The following is an 18,268-nucleotide window of genomic DNA, read 5'->3' on the forward strand; positions in this document are numbered from 1 at the left end:
TCCATGATCGCCGATCACCGCCCGTCGCGGGGCAGGCCGATCCGATGGCCGCGCACCGAATAGAACAGGATGTACAGGTAGCAGGGGATCATCAGCCCGGCGAACACCCACTGGAAGTCGAAGTGCTGCTTGAGCACGGCAAACAGCTGGGGAATGATCGCCCCGCCGGCAATGGCCATCACCAGCAGGGCCGAGCCGGTTTCGGTGAACCGGCCCAGGCCGCGGATCGCCAGCGGGAAAATCGCCGGCCACATCATCGCGTTGGCAAAGCCCAGCGCGGCCACGAAGCCCACCGAGACATAGCCGTGGGTGAGCAGTGCACCGGTGCAGAACACCACCCCCAGCACTGCCGAGATGCTTAGGTAGCGCGACTGCGAGACCAGGTGCGGAATCATCGCCAGGCCGGCCAGGTAGCCCAGCAGCATGCCGCCCAGGGTGATCGAGGTGAACATCTTGGTCTGGTCCAGCGGCAGGTTGAAGCTGTGGCCGTAGGTGCCGATCGCATCGCCGGCCATTACTTCCACCCCGACGTAGACGAACAGGCACAGCACGCCCAGCCACAGGTGCGGGAACTGGAAGATGCTGTGGCGCTCGGCCACGCCGGGCGCGCTGGCCGGGGTGGCGTTGGCTTCGGCGGTCTTCAGTTCGGGCAGCGGCGAGAACAGCACGCCCACCGCCAGCACCACCAGCACCCCGGCCATCACCATGTAGGGCAGCTGGATCTTGCTGGCGAAGGTATCCAGCAGGACATTGCGCGTGACCGGGTCGGCCGCGGCGACCTGCTCGGTCAGATCGCCGATGCCGTGCAGCACCAGGGTGCCGATCAGCACCGGGGCGAGCATGCCGGCGATCTTGTTGCAGATGCCCATCACCGCGATGCGGCGCGCGGCCGTTTCGATCGGGCCGAGGATGCTGATGTACGGGTTCACCGCGGTCTGCAGCAGGGCCAGCCCACTGCCGATCACGAACAGCCCGCTGAGGGCGCCGGGATACCAGCGTTGCTGGGCGAAGTGCGCAAACACCACCGCCCCGGCCGCCATCACCAGCAGGCTCAGGCTCAGGCCCTTCTTCATGCCGGTGCGCTTGAGGATCCACGAGGCCGGCAGCGCCAGGAAGAAATAGGACAGGTAGAACACCATCAGCACCAGGAAGGCGCCGACCTCGTCCAGTTCGAAGGCGAGCTTGACGAAGGTGATCAACGGGCCGTTGAGCCAGGTGAAGAAGCCGATCAGGAAGAACAGTACGCCGATGATCAGGATCGAGGTGAGCACGCTCGAACGCGCGGAGACAGCAGGCACGGCAGACATCAGGTGGGCTCCTGCATCGACGGCGCATGCAGCGGCGTCGAAAGAGTGGCTGGGAACAACGTTGTCACATTTATTCTTCGCCACCCATGGCTTTGTCAACAACTCGATAATGCTGGCTATCGGTTAGATGGCGTGCTGCATCTGCGCAAAATCAACCGCGCCGCCGCATGGGCCCGGCTTATGCCCCGCCATCAAAGGGTTTGCGGAAACGTGGCGAAGACGGGATGAAAACGTTTTCTCCGCCAGCGGTCCGCTGCGACGCAACATCGAAAGTCTGTGTTTATCGTTGACATCGTTGTCAGAACGATTACAGACTCCGCCTCAATCGCCGGGTTCCCCCCTGGCCACGCAACCGCCCCAAGGGAGTCCGTGTGACCGCAGCTGCCCACTCCGTACCGGCCCATGCCCTGCCCGCCACGGTGCCGCCGTTCCTGGCCGCCGACGTGGGCGGCACGCATGTACGGGTGGCCCGGGTCCAGGCCAGCCAGGACCCGTCCCATCCGGTGCAGGTGCTGGAGTACCGCAAGTTCCGCAATGCCGACTACCCGGGCCTGAGCGCGATCCTGGCCGAGTTCCTGGCCGGCGGCGCGCGCCCGGCGCACTGCGTGGTGGCCACCGCCGGGGTCGCCCGCGCCGACGGCACGGTGATCACCGCCAACCTGCCGTGGCCGCTGTCGGCGCGGCAGATCGAACGCGACCTGGGCCTGGCCCGGGTCTACATCGTCAACGACTTCGAAGCGGTGGCCTATGCCGCCGCCCAGGTCGATGCCAGCGGCGTGCTGCAGCTGACCGGCCCGGCCACCGCCCCGCGCGGCCCGACCCTGGTGGTCGGCCCCGGCACCGGGCTGGGCGCGGCGGTATGGATTCCGACCGCGCACGGCGCGGTGGTACTGGCCACCGAGGCCGGCCAGCCGACCCTGGCCACCACCACCGAGCTGGAAATGGCGATCGTGCGGCAGATGCTGGGCGAACGCTCGCATGTGTCGGTCGAGCACGCCCTGTCCGGCCCGGGCCTGATCAACCTGTACCGCGCGCTGTGCGCGCTGCACGGCCAGGCGCCCACCTTGTCCACCCCCGATGCGATCACCGCTGCGGCCATGGCCGACCAGGATGCACTGGCGCGGCAGAGCCTGGAGGTGTTCTGCGGCCTGCTCGGCGGTGCGATCGGCGACATGGCGCTGCAATACGGCAGCACCGGCGGGGTCTACCTGGCCGGCGGGATCCTGCCGCAGATCCGCGACTTCCTGTTGAACAGCACTTTCGTCGAACGCTTCCTCAACAAGGGGCCGATGCGCGAGGCGCTGGAACGCATTCCCGTGAAGGTGGTCGAGCACGGGCAGCTGGGCGTGATCGGCGCTGCCAGCTGGTACCTGGGCCGTCTGGACGCCTGATCGATCGGGCCGCACCGAAAACGCAGTACGCAACACCTGGCACCACACCGCGCGGGATGTGCTCCGTGCAGGCCAACGCAACCGCAAAAACGAACGCCGCAGCCGGCGACCATCGAGTGATGAGGAGAGACATCATGAACACCCGCAAGACCCTGCTTTGCGCAGCGATCGTCAGCTGCCTTGCCTTCAGCGCCAACGCGCAGCAAGCCCCCGCCTCCACGCCGGCCGCAACCGACCTGGACACCATCCAGGTCACCGGCATCCGCGGTTCGATGGAGAAGTCGCTGGACACCAAGCGTGACGCCAATGCGCGCGTGGAAGTGGTCACCGCCGAAGACGTCGGCAAGCTGCCAGCGCACAACGTCGCCGATACCCTGCAGCGTCTGCCCGGCGTGAACATCAGCTCCTCCAGTGCAGACGAAGGCGGCTTCGACGAAGCCGACCGCGTCAGCCTGCGCGGCACCAGCCCGAGCCTGACCCAGACCCTGATCAACGGCCACACGGTCGGCTCGGCCGACTGGTTCGTGCTCAGCCAGGGCAGCAACGTCGGCCGCAGCGTCAGCTACACCCTGCTGCCGTCCGAACTGGTCCGCGCGGTGGAAGTGAACAAGTCCTCGCAGGCCAAGCTGCAGGACGGCGGCACCACCGGCACGGTCAACATCATCACCCGCAAGCCGCTGGAGTTCTCCAAGCAGATCACCGCCGAAGCCTCCATCGGTGCGGTGCGCTCGGACCAGGCCAAGTCCAATGACCCGCAGCTGTCGGGCCTGTTCAACTACAAGAACGACGAAGGCACCTTCGGCGTGATGGTGCAGGCCTTCAGCCAGAAGCGCGAGCTGCGCCGCGAAGCACAGGAAATCCCGTCGGGCTTCTTCAAGATCGACCCCACCGGCACGGTCGCGCAGAGCAATCCGGACCTGGCCGGCGTGTATGCGCCGGCACTGCTGGGCTCGACCCTGTTCGAACAGACCCGTGAGCGCAAGGGTGGCCTGCTGTCGGTGCAGTTCAAGCCGGCCGACAACCTGACCCTGGGCCTGGAAGGCTTCACCTCCAAGCTGGAAGCCAACAACTACAACCGCAACTTCATGCTGTGGGGCGGCAAGATCCTCAACGACGACAAGGATGGCAACGGGGTGATCACCCGCCCGGGCCAGGCGCCGCTGCCCGGCTACGTGGTCAAGGATGGCGTGCTGGCCAATGCCAACTTCGCCGGGGTCGCCGGTACCCCGTACGCGGTGTACGACATGATCTACCGCGAAGCCACCGCCAAGAGCAGCTACGTCACCCTGGACGCGGACTGGCAGATCAACGACAGCCTGTCGGCCAAGTTCCAGGCCGGCAGCACCAAGGGCACCGGCAGCACCCCGCGCCAGTTCATCGCCGAAGTCACCGTTGGCGATGGCGGCGGCGCCAACTGGACCACCCATGGCGCCGGTTCGCCGGTGGACTGGAACGTGGGCGGCAACGTCGGTCCCGATGGCGTGACCAGCTTCGGTACCTGGGGCAACCAGGAAGTCACCGCTGAAGACAAGGAGAAGTGGTTCACCGCCGACTTCAGCCAGTACTTCGATACCGGCACGCTGAACTCGATCGACTTCGGCGCGCGCTACGCCGACCACAAGCGCGAGGCGCTGTCGCCGGAAGGCGCCACCCCGGGCGATATCTGGTCGGCCCTGGAGGGCAGCGCCACCGGCACCTTCCCCGGCGGCTTCGCCGGCGGCGTCGGCGGCAACTTCCCGCGCAACATCTGGTACTACACCCCCGGTGCGCTGAAGAACGCCATCCTCAACAACTCCACCTGGCTGGGCGGCAACGATGGCCCGACCGGCCGCCACAACTACGGCGGCGAGTGGAAGGTGGCCGAGAAGAACTTCGCCGGCTACGTGCAGGCCAACTTCAGCGGCGACCGCTGGAGCGGCAACGTCGGCCTGCGCTACGTCAACATCAAGCAGGACATCGACACCTACCAGGCAGTCAGCGATGCGGCCAACGCCGATGTCAGCAGCCTGTTCGGCATGTGGAAGTCGCTGGCGTTCCAGAACAAGCACGACCGCATCCTGCCCAGCGCCAACCTGAAGTTCGACCTGGCCGACGACCTGGTGTTCCGCTTCGCCGCCTCGCAGACCCAGACCCTGCCGGACTTCTCGGCACTGGGCGCGTCCTCGTGGGGCTCGGACCTGAGCAGGACCGGCGGTGGTGGCAACCCGAACCTGAAGCCGGTGCTGTCAACCAACTTCGACGCCAACCTGGAGTGGTACTTCATGCCGCGCGGCCTGCTGTCGTTCGGCGCCTACTCGATGAACCTGAAGGACTACGTGGCCTTCGGTACGCAGACCCAGATGCTGTACAGCGAACTGACCAACCAGCTGGAGGCCTACCAGGTCGCCGTTCCGGTCAACGCCGACGGCAAGGTCAGCGGTGTCGAAGTGGCCTACGAACAGCCGATCGGCGACAACTTCGGGGTCAGCGCCAACTACACCTACGCCGATGGCAGCACCTCGCACATCTGGGATGACGGCAGCAACAACCTGCTGGGTACCTCCAAGAACACCTACAACGTGGGTGCCTACTTCGAGAACGACACCTTCGGTGCGCGCGTCAGCTACACCTACCGCTCCGCGTTCCTGATCGGCCTGAAGGGCGCCAGCCCGTACTACCAGGACGATTTCGGTACCCTGGCGCTGTCGTTGAGCTACAAGGCCACCGACTGGATGAGCGTCAGCTTCGATGCGCTCAACCTCAACAACCCGACCCTGAAGTACTACCAGAGCGCGGCCATTCCCAGCGCGTTCTACGAGAACGGCCGCCAGTACTATCTGAACTTCCGCTTCAAGTACTGATCCACGCCGCATCCTGCTGAACGCCTGAACGACGGGCCCGGATTTCCGGGCCCGTTTCACAGGTGGAACCCGATTCGCTACAAAGGAATGACCCGATGCACACCCGCACCCGTCGTACCTCGCTGTCGCTGCTGTCGCTGGCCTTGGCGGTGGCACTGTCCCCGCTCGCGCACGCCACCGGTGCGCAGGCGCCGCAGGGCCCGCGCGCGCTGCCCGATGCGCTGCCGTTGATCCCGCTGCCGGCCAAGGTCGAACGCCTGGACGGCGCTGCGTTCACCCTGGCGGCCAGCACCCCGGTGTGGGCCCGGGGCGAGGCCGCGCGGCGCGTGGCCGGCCAGTTCGGCGCCCTGCTGCATGCCAGCGGCGGCCCGATCCTGCAGGTGCGCGGCGGGCGTGGCAAGAATGGCATCAACTTCGTCCTCAACGGCGCGCTCAAGACCGGCGCCGAGGGCTACCAACTGCATTCCAACGGCGACGGCGTCACCGTACAGGCCGCCACCGAGGCCGGCCTGTTCTACGGCGCGGCCACCGTGTCCCAGCTGCTCACCGCCGGCAATGGCGGCACCCTGCCGGCGCTGCGCATCGAGGACGCGCCGCGTTTCAGCTGGCGCGGACTGATGCTCGATTCGGCCCGCCACTTCCAGAGCCTGGACGAAATCAAGCATGTGCTCGACGCGATGGCCGAGCAGAAGCTCAACACCTTCCATTGGCATCTCACCGATGACCAGGGCTGGCGCATGGAAATCAAGCGCTATCCCCGGCTTACCGCGGTCGGCAGCTGCCGGATTCCGGCCGGCGATGGCGGCCGCGACCCGGCCACCGGCGCCGAACGCCCGTACTGCGGTTTCTATACCCAGGACCAGATCCGCGAGGTGATCGCCTATGCGGCCGCGCGCCATATCCAGGTCATCCCGGAAATCGACGTGCCCGGCCATGCCACCGCCGCGATCGCCGCCTATCCCGAACTGGGCACGCTGGACACCCCGCTCAAACCGCTGAGCGAATGGGGCGTGTTCCCGAACCTGTTCAACACCGAGGAAAGCACGCTCACCTTCCTGGAAAACGTGCTGGAAGAAGTGATCACCCTGTTCCCGGCCAAGTACGTGCACGTCGGCGGCGACGAGGCGGTCAAGGACCAGTGGGAGGCCTCGGCGCGGGTGCAGGCGCGCATGCGCCAGGTCGGCGCGGGCGATGAGATGGAAATGCAGAGCCACCTCATCAAGCGCCTGGAGAAATTCCTGGAGCAGCACGACCGGCGCCTGATCGGCTGGGATGAAATCCTGGAAGGCGGCCTGCCGCCGGAAGCCACGGTGATGTCCTGGCGCGGCACCGAGGGCGGCCTGAAGGCGGCCAGCGAAGGCCACGACGTGGTGATGTCGCCGGTCACCGACATGTACATGGATTACCTGCAGACCAATTCCAGCAACGAGCCGCCGGGCCGCCCGGCCAGCATCCCGCTGGAACGCGTATACGGTTTCGAGCCGGTGCCCGGCGCCCTGGCCGCCGACAAGCAGCACCACATCCTCGGCCTGCAGGCCAACATGTTCACCGAGCACACGCGCAGCTACGCGCGCCTGCAGCACAATCTGTTCCCGCGCCTGGCTGCGGTGGCCGAAACCGGCTGGTCGCCGCGTGGGCGCCGCGACTATGCCGACTTCCTGGCGCGCCTGCCGACCCAGCTGCAACGTTGGCAGGCGATGGGCATCGCCTACGCGCAGACGCCGTTCCAGGTCGAACTGGACAGCAGTGACGACCGCAAGGCCGGCACCGCCACGCTGGCGTTGCGCACCCCGCTGGGCTACGACATCCATTACAGCGTGGACGGCAGTGCGGTCACCGCGCAGTCGCCGCGCTACACCGCGCCGCTGACCCGGCCGCTGCCGGTGGCGCTGCAGGCGGCCACCTTCTTCGACGGCAAGGCATTGGCCGGCGCGGCCAGTCGCTTCGATCTCGATGCCGCCGCGCTGCTCAGCCGCCGCGACGAGCAACTGGGCCTGTGCCCGGGCGAAGGGCAGCTGCTGCTGCGGCTGGAAGACGATGGCCCGGCCGACGGCGCGCGGGCGATCTTCAACGTCAACATCTTCAACCCGTGCTGGTTGTGGAAGGGCGCGGACATGGACGGCATCGCCAGGGTGCGCGTGCGCGCCGGGCAGATTCCGTACTACTTCCAGCTGGCCCACGACGAGCCCAAGCGGATCTTCGCCCCGGCGCGCAGCGCGCATGGCGAGATGGACATCCTCAACGGGCAGTGCGACGGCAAGCCGCTGGCCACGGTGAAGCTGCCGGCCAAGCCCGATACCGATGGCTTCATCACCCTGGAAGCGGCGCTGCCGCGCTCGCTGGAGGGCAGCCAGGACCTGTGCGTGCGCTTCACCGGCGATACCCGGCCGACCATGTGGGTGCTGGACGAGCTGACGTTGTTGCCGCGTTGACCGTACCGGTACCCACCAACGGTGGGTACCTACCTGTTTTGACGTACCCATCAACGGTGGGTGCCTGCCCGTTATGGCGTACCCACCAACGGTGGGTACCTACCCCCGGTGCGGTAGGTGACGACCGTTGGTCGTCACCGGTTTCACCCACGCAGGCGCAGCAGCAGGTCGCGCAACGGGGTGAATACCACCGCCATGCCGGCGACCACGCCGATGCTGTTGGCCAGCGCATCGGCCGGGTCGGCCATGCGGTGGGCGGTCAGCGCGCCCTGCGCGAACTCGATGCCCACGCCCAGCCCGACCAGGCCCACGCCAGCCCACAGCAGCGCCGCGCGGCTGCGGTAGATCTGCACCGCGGCGGCAGCCAGCAGGAAATAGGCGAGGAAATGCTCGATCTTGTCGCTGTTGGGCGGCAGGTCCAGCGGCGGCGGCGGGATCAGGCAGACGGTGATGACCAGCACGATGCCGGCCCACCACAGGCCCAACCAGAACCGCGGCCAGCGCAGCGGTTTCAACATCCCCGTCGCGCCCACCTCACAGCCTCCAGGTCAGGTCGCCGAGCAGGAACGCCGCGTCGAAGTCCACGTCGCGCTGGAAACCCATCACCTGGAAGCGTTCGCCCATGCCGGTGGGCAGGGTGAGTTTCTTGACCTGGTCGCGCAGGCGCACCTTGCCGAACTCGTCCACGCGCGCCTCGGCCTGCTCCAGCAGTGCATCCAGCCCGTTGCCGAGCAGGAAGCTGGCCTGGGTGCAGTAGCCGGCGAGCTCGAAGCCGGCGCCGGTGCCGGCCTCAGCCAGCGCGGTGAAATCCACCGAGGCGGTCAGGTCCTGCAGGCCGGGCCAGCGGTACAGGTCGTTGTGGACCTGGTGGCGGTAGAACGCGCGCACGGTACCGTCGTCGCGCTCGTCCAGGTAGAACTCGTTGCGCGGGTAGCCGTAGTCGATGAACAACATCGCGCCACGCTGCAGGCCGCCGGCCACCGCCTGGATCCAGTACGGCAGCTGCGGCAGCAGTTCGGAGCGGTAGCCGTCGGCGAAGGGCTTGCCGCGGTAGTTTTCCAGGTGGCGCACCGCCGCGCCGAGCATGGCGTCGGCCGGCTGCGCACCGCGCATGAAGGCGCCATCGGCATCCAGTTCCACGGTTTCCTCGTAGACCATGCCATCGCGGGCCAGGAAGCGCGGCGTGGGCAGCGCGTCGATCACCTCGTTGGCGAACACCATGCCGTCCCAGTCGTCCTCGAACGGGCCGTCCAGCCATTCCACCAGCGCAAACAGCGGCGGGATCAATGCCTTCTCCAGGCGTTCGCGCTGACGTTGCCGCAGGTCCGCGCTGGGCTCCAGGATCGCGTAGCGGTCCGGCAGCGCGTCCAGTTCCAGCATGCGCTTGAGCAGTACCTCGGCGAAGGCGCCGCTGCCGCCGCCCAGCTCCATGAAACGGGCCTGCGGGCCCAGCTGCTGCATCACCGGGGCGATCGCGTTGGCCAGCGTGGCGGCGAACAGCGGGCCCAGTTCCGGCGCGGTGGTGAAATCGCCCGATGCGCCGAACTTGCTGGCACCGGCGCTGTAATAGCCCAGGCCGGGCGTATACAGGCTCAGTTCCATGAACCGCGCAAACGGCATGGCGCCGCCGTTGGCGAGGATTTCAGCGCGCAGCGCCGCAGCCAGCTGGTCGCTGTGGGCCAGCGCGTCGGTATCGGGGGTAGGCAATGGGGAATGCATGGGGCGGGCGATTGCGGTGACAATGCACAGCATAGCCGAGCACGGAGCACCCCCCGATGACCGAGGTCACCCCCGTCGTGCTGATCACCGGCAGCGCCCGCCGGATCGGCGCGGCCATCGCCCGCCAGTTCCACGCCTGTGGCTGGTCGGTGGTGCTGCACGCGCACAACTCCACCGCCGAGCTGCAGCAGATGGCCTTCGACCTGGACATGCTGCGCCCGGGCAGCGTGCTGGCGCTGCAGGCCGACCTGCGCGACGCGCAGGCCCTGCCCGACCTGGTCGAGCAGACCGTGGCCCAGTTCGGGCGGCTCGATGCGCTGGTCAACAACGCGTCCAATTTCTACCCCACCCTGCTCGGCCAGATCACCGCCGAACACTGGGACGACCTGCTGGCGGTCAACGCCCGCGCGCCGCTGCTGCTGGCCCAGGCCGCCGCGCCGCAGCTGCGCCGCCACCAGGGCTGCATCGTCAACCTGACCGACCTGCACGGCACCCAGCCGATGCGCGACCATCCGGTCTACAGCGCGGCCAAGGCGGCGCTGGAAATGGTGACCCGCTCGCTGGCGCTGGAACTGGCGCCCAAGGTGCGGGTCAACGCGGTCGCCCCCGGCGCGATCCTGTGGCCGGAACAGGGCAAGGACGACTTCGCCCGGCAGGCGGTGCTGGCCCGCACCCCGCTGGCGCGCACCGGTACCGTCGAGGAGATCGCCGAGGCGGTGTACTGGCTGGTCACCGACGCCCCGTTCATCACCGGGCATACGCTGCGGGTGGATGGCGGGCGCACGTTGTCCTGACCGGCCGTACCGACCAACGGTCGGTACCTACCCGGTAGGCGGCCACCGTTGGTGGTCGCGCGCGGAGTACCGACCAACGGTCGGTACCTACCCCAGCTCCATCGTGTCGAACGCCTCGCCATGCTGGCGATGGGCGCGCCACAGGGTGGCCAGATCCAGCCCGCTGACCGGGTCGATGAAATCCCCGGCGATGTCGGCCAAAGGCTTGAGCACGAAAGCGTGCTTGAGTTCCGGGCGCGGGATGCGCAGGTGGCCGGGGCCTTCCACGATCAGGTCGCCATAGAACACCACGTCGATGTCCAGGGTACGGTCGCTGAAGCGCGGGCCGCTGCGGTCGCGCCCGTGGGCGTCTTCCAGCGCGTGCAGCCAGGCATCCAGGCTGTCCAGCGGCAGGTCGGTGTCGATCGCCACGGCATTGTTGAGGAAATCCGGGCCGGCAAAGCCGACCGCCGCGGTACGGTAGGCCGGCGACACCCGGATCGGGCCGAAACGCGCGCGCAGGGCCTCCACGGCGGCGTGGAGGTGCTGTTGCGGCTGCAGGTTGCTGCCCAGGCTCAGGAGCACAGTGGTCATGGTATTTGGCGTGCGTGGGGCGAATCCACACGGGGCCAACATGGCCACCGCCTAGAATCGGGGTGAACATCATAGGACACCGCCATGACCTATTGCGTCGGCATCCAGGTGGACCAGGGCCTGGTCTTCGCCGCCGATACCCGGACCAACGCCTCGCTGGACGACGTGCGCGTGCACCGCAAGCTGCACGAGTTCGACTTTCCCGGCCGGGCCGCGCTGGTGATCATGGCCGCCGGCAACCTGGCCACCACCCAGCTGCTGATCTCGCGCCTGCACCGCGACGTGGACGAGCAGCGGCCGGCCAACCTGCTCGCCTACCACCACCTGTTCGAGGTGGCCGAGTACGTCGGCCGGGTGCTGGTGGACAGCCAGGTCCAGTGCAGCCATCCCGAGCATGGCCACGACGGCGTCAACACCCAGGCCACCCTGATCCTGGGGGGCCAGATCGGCGGCGAACATCCCGGGCTGTACATGATCTACCCGCTCGGCAACGCCATCGCCGCCTCGCCGGAAACCCCGTTCCTGCAGATCGGCGAGTCCAAGTACGGCAAGCCGATCCTGGACCGCATCCTGCGCCCGCAGACCCGGCTGGAAGATGCCGCGCGCACCGCGATCGTGTCGCTGGATTCGACCATCCGCTCCAACCTGTCGGTGGGCCTGCCGCTGGACCTGGTGCTGATCCGCACCGGCGACCTGCGCATCAGCCAGCGCATGCGGCTGGCCGGGGATTCGCCGCTGTACGCGCAGATCCACGGCAGCTGGTCGCACAAGCTGGAACAGGCCGTGGCCAGCCTGCCGGCCTTCCCCTGGGAAACCCAGCGGTAGGTACCCACCGCTGGTGGGTACGCATCCGGACGATTGCAGGCCCCGCGCGCGACCACCAACGGTGGCCGCCTACCGGGTGGCGCGCACCACGCCCGGTAGGTACCGGCCGTTGGCCGGTACGCCGCCACCCCGATTACGCCGTCTCCAGCGCCTCGGCCACCGAGCGGAACACCTGCTGCATTTCCAGCGGCTTGCGCAGCACGTGCACGTTGATGACCGGCGGGAACACCGCCAGCGGCACGGTGACGTCGGCCTCTTCCAGCACCAGGGCCGGGCCGCGGTAGCCCAGCGAGGCCATTTCGCCAAGCAGGTGGCTGGCCGACAGCAGCTTGGAGCCGGCATCGGCGATCACCAGGGCCGGCATCGCTTCCTGCTGCATCCAGCGCAGCGCCGCGGCGCCATCGGAGGCCAGCTGCAGGTGGTAGCCCTGGCTGGACAGCGCGTTGCCCAGCAGCGACAGGCGCGTGGCTTCGCCGTCGACCACCAGGATCGACTGGCCGGTACCGGCGGCGATCGGCTGGTCGACCGCTTCGCTGTCGGCGGCCACTTCCCGCATCGGCAACAGCAGGTCGAAACGGGTGCCCACGCCCGGCGTGCTGTCGACGTGGATGCTGCCATGCACGCCTTCGACGATGCGTTTGCACGAAATCAGGCCCAGGCCGGTGCCATTGGCCTTGGTGGTGAAGAACGGATTGAACAGGTGCGAGAGCGTTTCGGCATCCATGCCGATGCCTTCGTCGCTGACCGAGATGCGCAGCCAGTCCTCGCCCTGCCCGTCCACGTCGGCCGCCGCGCGCAGGGTCAGCCGGCCACCGGCGGGCATCGCCTGGATCGCGTTCAACGACAGGTTCAGCAACACCTGCTGCAGCTCGGTGTAATTGGCGTCCACGCCCAGGCTTTCATCGGCCACGTCCAGGTGCAGGCTGACCTTGTCGGGCAGGTTGCTGCGCAACAGCAGCTCCACCGCCTCGAACAGGTGGGCGATGCAGATGTGTTCGCTGGGCTTGCGCGAACCGCGCACGAACGACAGCATCGACTCGGCCATTTCATGGCCACGCCGGCCGCACTCGGCGATCACGTCGGCCAGGTGGTGCAGCTGCGGGTCTTCGGTGCGGGCCTTGAGCAGGTCCGGCATGATCAGCAGCGGCTGCAGGATGTTGCGCAGGTCGTGGCTGAGGCCGGCGGCGAGCAGCGACAGGCTTTCCAGCCGCTGGGCACGCATCAGTTCGGCTTCCACGCGCTGGCGGTCGATCGCACTGCGCGCTTCGCGCACCGCACGCGCCACCGCCGAGGGCAGGCGCGCCGGCTGGTGCTTGATGATGTAGTCGTTGGCGCCCTGGTGCAGCGCGGCCACCGCGTTTTCCTCGCCCATGGTGCCGGACACGAAGATGAACGGCACGTCCGGGTGCCAGCTGCGCACGATCTCCAGCGCCTGGTTGCCGGAAAAGCCCGGCATGCTCAGGTCCGAGAGCACGATGTCCGGCGAAAAACGCGTCAGCGCATCGCGCAGTTCATCGGCACTCTCCACCCGCTCGAAGCAGGCTTCAAGTCCCGAATCGAGCATCTGCTCGCACATCAGTTCGGCGTCCTCGGGGGAATCTTCCACCAGCAGGACGCGCAGCATACCCAGGGAAGGGCCGGTCAGCGGCATGGGCCTACTCGAGTTCCGGAGCCTGGTTGATCACCGCCCAGAACTTGCCCAGGGTCTGCACCGCACCGAAGAACTGGTCCACGTCCACCGGCTTGACCACGTAGGCATTCACGCCCATGTCCCAGCTGCGGGCCAGGTCGCTTTCCTCGCGCGAGGACGACAGGATCACCACCGGCAGGCGCTTGAGCTCGTCGGTGTTGCGGATCTCCTTGAGCACTTCCAGGCCGTCCATGCGCGGCATCTTGATGTCCAGCAGCAGCACCGCCGGCAGGCCTTCCTCGCGGTTGGCATAGGCGCCGCGGCGCAGCAGGTAGTCCATCGCTTCCACGCCGTCCTCGACGTGCACGATGGGGTTGGCCAGGCGCGCTTCCTTGAGCGCGTCCATCGCCATCTCGGCATCGGCGGGGCTGTCCTCGGCGAGGAGGATGGTACGGAGTGCGGTCATGCGGCGGAGCCCTTGTTGATTGCGTCGAGCGCGGGAGGAAGCAGGAAATGGAAGGTGGCGCCCTGGTCGACCACCGATTCGGCCCAGATGCGGCCGCCGTGCCGGGTCAACACGCGGCGCACGCTGGCCAGGCCGATCCCGGTGCCCGGGTAATCGCTGGCCTTGTGCAGCCGCTGGAACACGCCGAACAGCTTGCCGGCGTAGGCCATGTCGAAGCCCGCGCCATTGTCGCGGACGGTGAACAGGTGGCTGCCATCGGGTTGCAGCTGGTAATCGACCTCGATCCTGGCCGGATCGCGGTTGGAAGAATACTTGATCGCGTTGCCGAGCAGATTCAGCCATACCTGCCGCATCATGTTTTCATCGCAGACCAGGATCGGCAACGGTGCGATCTTCCACTCGACCTGGCGCTGAACGCCGGTTTCCTCGCTCTCGCTCTGCAGGTTGGCATCGAGCATCGAGCGGGTATCGGCCACCAACGACTGCATGTCCACCGCCTGCATGCGCATCGCCGCGCGGCCCAGCCGCGAGTACACCAGCAGGTCGTCGATCAGCGCGGCCATGCGCCGCGCCGAGTTGGAAATCACGCCCAGGTAGTGCAGCGACTTTTCGTCGGCCTGCTCGCCCAGGTGGCGGGTGAGCTTGTCGGAGAAGCCGGCGACATGGCGCAGCGGCGCGCGCAGATCGTGCGACACCGAATAGCTGAATGCCTCCAGTTCGCGGTTGACCTCCGACACCTGCTCGACCTTGCCTTCCAACTGCCGGTTCAGCTCCTCCACCCGCTGCTGCACGGCCCGCTGCACGGTGACATCGCTGACGGTCATCAGCACTACTTCATCGTCCTGGTCCGGCAGCGGCATGCGTCGGGCGTTGATCAGCATGCTGCGCACCTGGTCATCGGCGGTGCGTTGTTCGTGCTCGTAATCCCACAGTTCGCGACCGCGCAGCAGCACATCGATCAGACGCTGACGCACCACCGCATCGTCCCAGGCGCCATCGCCGATGCTGTCCAGGGTGCGGCCGTCGCTGCTCTGTTGCTCGTCCAGCCCGTACAGCTCGGCGAAGGCCGGGTTGTGCAGCTGCACGCGCAGGTCGCGGTCGAGCAGCACGATCGGTTCGCGCACGGTGTGCAGCACCGAGGCAGCGCGTGCGGCCGACCGCAGCGAGGCGCGCTCGGCGACGGCGCGGTGGCCGATCTGGCGGTGCAGCAGCCACAGCACCAGGCCCAGCAGCGACAGCTGCACCAGCAGCGCGGTCCACGACACCAGCTCGCCCTGGCGGCGCTGCTGGTCGAACAGGCCGGTACGTTGTTCCAGCAGCGTCTGTTCGCTGGCCTGCAGCTCCTCGATCAGGTTGCGGATCGGGTAGCGGGTGGTCAGATCCTGTACCAGCTGGCGCTGGTCGCTGTCGGGGGCGGCACGGGCCAACTGCCTGGCCAGTTCCATGCGTCGTTCCAGCATCGACTGGATGCGGCCGATGCGCACCAGTTGCTCGGGATTGTCACGGGTCAGTTCGGCCAGGCGCTGCAGCCGCGGCGGAATGTCCTTGGCCTGAGCCAGGCGCTCGCGCAGGCCGGGCGCATCGATGCCCTTGGACATGGTCAACGCCGCCGATTCGACGTCGCGCACGTCGGCCTGCAATTGATACACCGCCACGCCGACATCCTGGGTATGGGTCACCCAGCGCATGGCCTCGACATTGTCCTGGGAGAGTTTGCGCAGGGTCAGCCACGGCACCACGATGATCGCCACCGCGGCCAATGCCAATGCCGGCAAGCGCCAGCGATCCCAGATTTCATCACTGAAAACCAGCGCCATAGTCCCTCTTGTTCAAGCTCACGGTGCCGTCGCCGGCGGTGCCCGCCCGCGGCCGCCCGGCAAGCCCGGCACCCCAGCGAGGGCGAAGCGATGAATATACCCCACCGCATTGTGAATAGGCTGGGTGGAATTATCTGAACCATTTAGGAAAGGGCTTCCTGCCGCTGCGGTTGCGGTTGCTTTGGGGGGGCCTGCCGTTGGCCGGACGCTTTCCGCTTCGCAGTGTTCAACGTCCATGTCCAAAGCGTGCCGCTGCGATGCTCGGCTCGCTCCAAGGGGGGAGGTAGATCAAGATCAAGAGCGAGAGCAACCGCAACTGCGCTGCAACCGACCTAACGGTCGGCCCTACCGCGTACGAGCCCATCGCGGTCGTTCCGACCCTTGGTTGGACGCTTTTTTCGTTCCGCGCACTCGAACCTTTCCGGAGGAGGGCGGGCAGCCCAATGCGGGACTGTCGAAAACATGGGTCCGGCGTATACGCTGGACGGGTTGGGCAGGACGCCCAACCCCGGTCTTGCCGGATGCGCAGGAACGCGCATGCGAGCAAGTTTTCGCCAAGCCCCCACGGATGGGTTCACGGCGTGTCTCGCATTGGGCTGCCCGCCCTCCTCCCACGCAGAAAATCGAGACGCTGCGCTTGATATTCAGCAGGTTGCCGGCCAGCGGCCGGCACTACCCCGCGCGCGCAACCGACCATCCCCACCCCATCAAAAAGGCGCGCCTTGCGGCGCGCCTCGTGTCAAACCGGCGTAGGCCTGGATCAGCGCTTGGCAGCAGCGGCGTTGACCTTCAGCGCACTGGCGTCGACACGCTTGACGCCCTTGATCTGCTGGGTCACGCGGACGGCCTTGTCATGCTCGGCCTGGCTGGCCACGGTGCCGCTGAGGGTGACCACGCCGTTGACGGTCTCCACCTTGACCTCGGTGCCGGGCACATTCTTGCTGGTCAACAGGTCGGTCTTGACCTTGGTGGTGATCCAGCTGTCGGTCACCGGCTCGGCCGACTCATGCGTATCGGCATGCGTCATGGCACCGTGGTCGGTGGTCTTGGGCGGATCCTTGGCCATGGCCGAAGCGGTGCCAAGCACCAGGCCCAAAGCAAGCGAAGCAGCAAGCAGATTACGGGTCGTGTTGGTCATGATCGGTGTCTCCTGTGTGTGGCGCCAGTGTCCCTGCCGCACCGTGTGCGGCACGTCGGCACGGCATAACGCCGCCGTGAACCGCTCAGGTTCATGCACAACCGTTCAGGTTCCGCGTCCCGGCCGCAGCCGTTACCCTGTACGCCTGCCTTCACGGGAGCACACCATGACCGCCGCACTCCAGGTGGGTTTGATCGGCTACGGGCTGGCCGGCAGCGTCTTCCACGCGCCATTGATCCAGCACACACCGGGGCTTGCCCTGCACAGCATCGTCAGCTCGCAGCGCGACCGGCTGCTGCGCAGCTTCACCGACGTGCACATCCACCCGCAACCACAACCACTGCTGGATGATCCGGCGATCGACGCGGTGGTGATCGCCACCCCCAACGCCGAACATGCGCCGCTGGCGCTGGCCGCGCTGCAGGCCGGCAAGCATGTGCTGGTGGACAAGCCGTTCACCCTGGACGTGGCGCAGGCCGACGCGGTGGTGCAGGCCGCGCGCGATGCCGACCGGGTCGTCACGGTGTTCCAGAACCGGCGCTTCGATGCGGACTTCCTGAGCCTGTCCCAGCTGCTGGCCGAAGGCCGGCTGGGCCGCATCGCCGAATGCCATTCGCACTTCGACCGCTACCGCCCGCAGGTGCGCGCACGCTGGCGGGAAAGCGCCGCGCCCGGCGCCGGGTTGTGGATGGACCTGGGCCCGCACCTGCTGGACCAGATGCTGCAGCTGTTCGGCTGGCCCGAGGCGATCAGCGCCGACCTGGCCGCGCAGCGCGACGACGCACACAGCGATGACTATTTCCACGCGGTGCTGCACTACCCACGGCACCGCGCCATCGTGCATGCCGGCTCGCTGGTGGCCGCCTCGGCACCGCGCTTTGCCGTGCATGGCAGCGCCGGCAGCTACCTCAAGGAAGGCCGCGACGTGCAGGAAGAGCAATTGCGCGACGGCGTCGCCCCGGGCGCACCGGGCTGGGGCCTGGACCCGCTGCACGGGCAGCACGTCTGGCTGGATGCCGACGGCCGCCCCCAGCGCAGCAGCGTGGACAACGTGCCCGGCGACTACCGGCGACTGTATGCCCAGTTCCGCGACGCGATGCTGGGGACGGGCCAGCCCACGGTCAGCGCCGAACAGGCGGTGCAGCTGATGCGCCTGCTCGAAGCCGGACAGCAGAGCGCACAGCGCGGCATGCGCATCGACCTGCGCTGAGCCGCCCGCGTGGATCCCCGCCATGCGTGGATGCGCTCGGCTCGGCCACGCGCCACGCCTGACGGTGGTTTCGGTTGCGTGTCGGCGCCGGATGCGATCACGGCACCGCAGTAGCGCGGTGCCGGA

Annotated in this window: 14 protein-coding genes; 6 read left to right on the forward strand and 8 right to left on the reverse strand. The window is 67.5% G+C overall.

What is annotated here, in order from left to right; translation table 11 throughout:
* Positions 1 to 14: 14 nt before the first annotated feature.
* Complete coding sequence (locus AC3ITM_RS16005) at positions 15 to 1,307, reverse strand: sugar MFS transporter (protein WP_489266422.1); 1,293 nt, start codon at positions 1,305 to 1,307, stop codon at positions 15 to 17.
* Between the two features lie 371 nt (positions 1,308 to 1,678).
* Between AC3ITM_RS16005 and AC3ITM_RS16010 the strand changes: the two genes are divergently transcribed.
* From AC3ITM_RS16010 to AC3ITM_RS16020, 3 genes are all read left to right on the forward strand, one after another.
* Positions 1,679 to 2,698 (forward strand): glucokinase family protein, encoded by a 1,020-nt coding sequence (locus tag AC3ITM_RS16010; protein WP_489266424.1) that lies wholly within the window; start codon positions 1,679 to 1,681, stop codon positions 2,696 to 2,698.
* A 134-nt stretch (positions 2,699 to 2,832) separates the two neighbouring features.
* The gene (locus AC3ITM_RS16015) at positions 2,833 to 5,538 is read left to right on the forward strand and encodes a TonB-dependent receptor (RefSeq protein WP_489266426.1); all 2,706 of its coding nucleotides are present in this window, start codon (positions 2,833 to 2,835) and stop codon (positions 5,536 to 5,538) included.
* Positions 5,539 to 5,633: 95 nt separating this feature from the next.
* Positions 5,634 to 7,970, forward strand: coding sequence for a beta-N-acetylhexosaminidase (locus tag AC3ITM_RS16020; protein ID WP_489266428.1), 2,337 nt, complete (start codon positions 5,634 to 5,636; stop codon positions 7,968 to 7,970).
* Positions 7,971 to 8,113: 143 nt separating this feature from the next.
* Here AC3ITM_RS16020 and AC3ITM_RS16025 read toward each other — a convergent pair whose 3' ends face one another.
* Both AC3ITM_RS16025 and AC3ITM_RS16030 read right to left on the reverse strand, forming a co-directional pair.
* Positions 8,114 to 8,488 (reverse strand): VanZ family protein, encoded by a 375-nt coding sequence (locus AC3ITM_RS16025; RefSeq protein ID WP_489266430.1) that lies wholly within the window; start codon positions 8,486 to 8,488, stop codon positions 8,114 to 8,116.
* 16 nt (positions 8,489 to 8,504) lie between these two features.
* Entirely contained in the window at positions 8,505 to 9,689 is a 1,185-nt protein-coding gene (locus AC3ITM_RS16030) for a class I SAM-dependent methyltransferase (protein WP_489266432.1), read from the reverse strand.
* Positions 9,690 to 9,745: 56 nt separating this feature from the next.
* On the opposite strand from AC3ITM_RS16030, the gene AC3ITM_RS16035 reads away from it, so the two are divergent.
* Positions 9,746 to 10,483, forward strand: coding sequence for a pteridine reductase (locus AC3ITM_RS16035; protein ID WP_489266434.1), 738 nt, complete (start codon positions 9,746 to 9,748; stop codon positions 10,481 to 10,483).
* Positions 10,484 to 10,570: 87 nt separating this feature from the next.
* On the opposite strand, the gene folK is transcribed toward AC3ITM_RS16035, so the two are convergent.
* The gene (gene folK / locus AC3ITM_RS16040; RefSeq protein WP_489266436.1) at positions 10,571 to 11,056 is read right to left on the reverse strand and encodes a 2-amino-4-hydroxy-6-hydroxymethyldihydropteridine diphosphokinase; all 486 of its coding nucleotides are present in this window, start codon (positions 11,054 to 11,056) and stop codon (positions 10,571 to 10,573) included.
* Positions 11,057 to 11,140: 84 nt separating this feature from the next.
* Here folK and AC3ITM_RS16045 point away from each other — a divergent pair, with 84 nt between their 5' ends.
* On the forward strand, positions 11,141 to 11,881 hold the full coding sequence (locus AC3ITM_RS16045) for a proteasome-type protease (protein WP_489266438.1): 741 nt from the start codon (positions 11,141 to 11,143) through the stop codon (positions 11,879 to 11,881).
* 133 nt (positions 11,882 to 12,014) lie between these two features.
* On the opposite strand, the gene AC3ITM_RS16050 is transcribed toward AC3ITM_RS16045, so the two are convergent.
* From AC3ITM_RS16050 to AC3ITM_RS16065, 4 genes are all read right to left on the reverse strand, one after another.
* The gene (locus tag AC3ITM_RS16050; protein ID WP_228885372.1) at positions 12,015 to 13,532 is read right to left on the reverse strand and encodes an ATP-binding response regulator; all 1,518 of its coding nucleotides are present in this window, start codon (positions 13,530 to 13,532) and stop codon (positions 12,015 to 12,017) included.
* 4 nt (positions 13,533 to 13,536) lie between these two features.
* Positions 13,537 to 13,977 carry a response regulator gene (locus AC3ITM_RS16055; RefSeq protein ID WP_228885371.1) on the reverse strand — a complete coding sequence of 147 codons (441 nt, stop codon included), beginning with the start codon at positions 13,975 to 13,977 and terminating at the stop codon, positions 13,537 to 13,539.
* The gene (locus tag AC3ITM_RS16060) at positions 13,974 to 15,794 is read right to left on the reverse strand and encodes a sensor histidine kinase (RefSeq protein WP_489266441.1); all 1,821 of its coding nucleotides are present in this window, start codon (positions 15,792 to 15,794) and stop codon (positions 13,974 to 13,976) included. The genes AC3ITM_RS16055 and AC3ITM_RS16060 overlap by 4 nt, the downstream gene beginning before the upstream one ends.
* A gap of 760 nt (positions 15,795 to 16,554) precedes the next feature.
* Positions 16,555 to 16,932, reverse strand: coding sequence for a BON domain-containing protein (locus AC3ITM_RS16065; RefSeq protein WP_489266443.1), 378 nt, complete (start codon positions 16,930 to 16,932; stop codon positions 16,555 to 16,557).
* A gap of 166 nt (positions 16,933 to 17,098) precedes the next feature.
* Between AC3ITM_RS16065 and AC3ITM_RS16070 the strand changes: the two genes are divergently transcribed.
* On the forward strand, positions 17,099 to 18,142 hold the full coding sequence (locus AC3ITM_RS16070) for an oxidoreductase (RefSeq protein WP_489266445.1): 1,044 nt from the start codon (positions 17,099 to 17,101) through the stop codon (positions 18,140 to 18,142).
* Positions 18,143 to 18,268: the final 126 nt, after the last annotated feature.

Source organism: Stenotrophomonas sp. KH_029, from assembly GCF_057839765.1.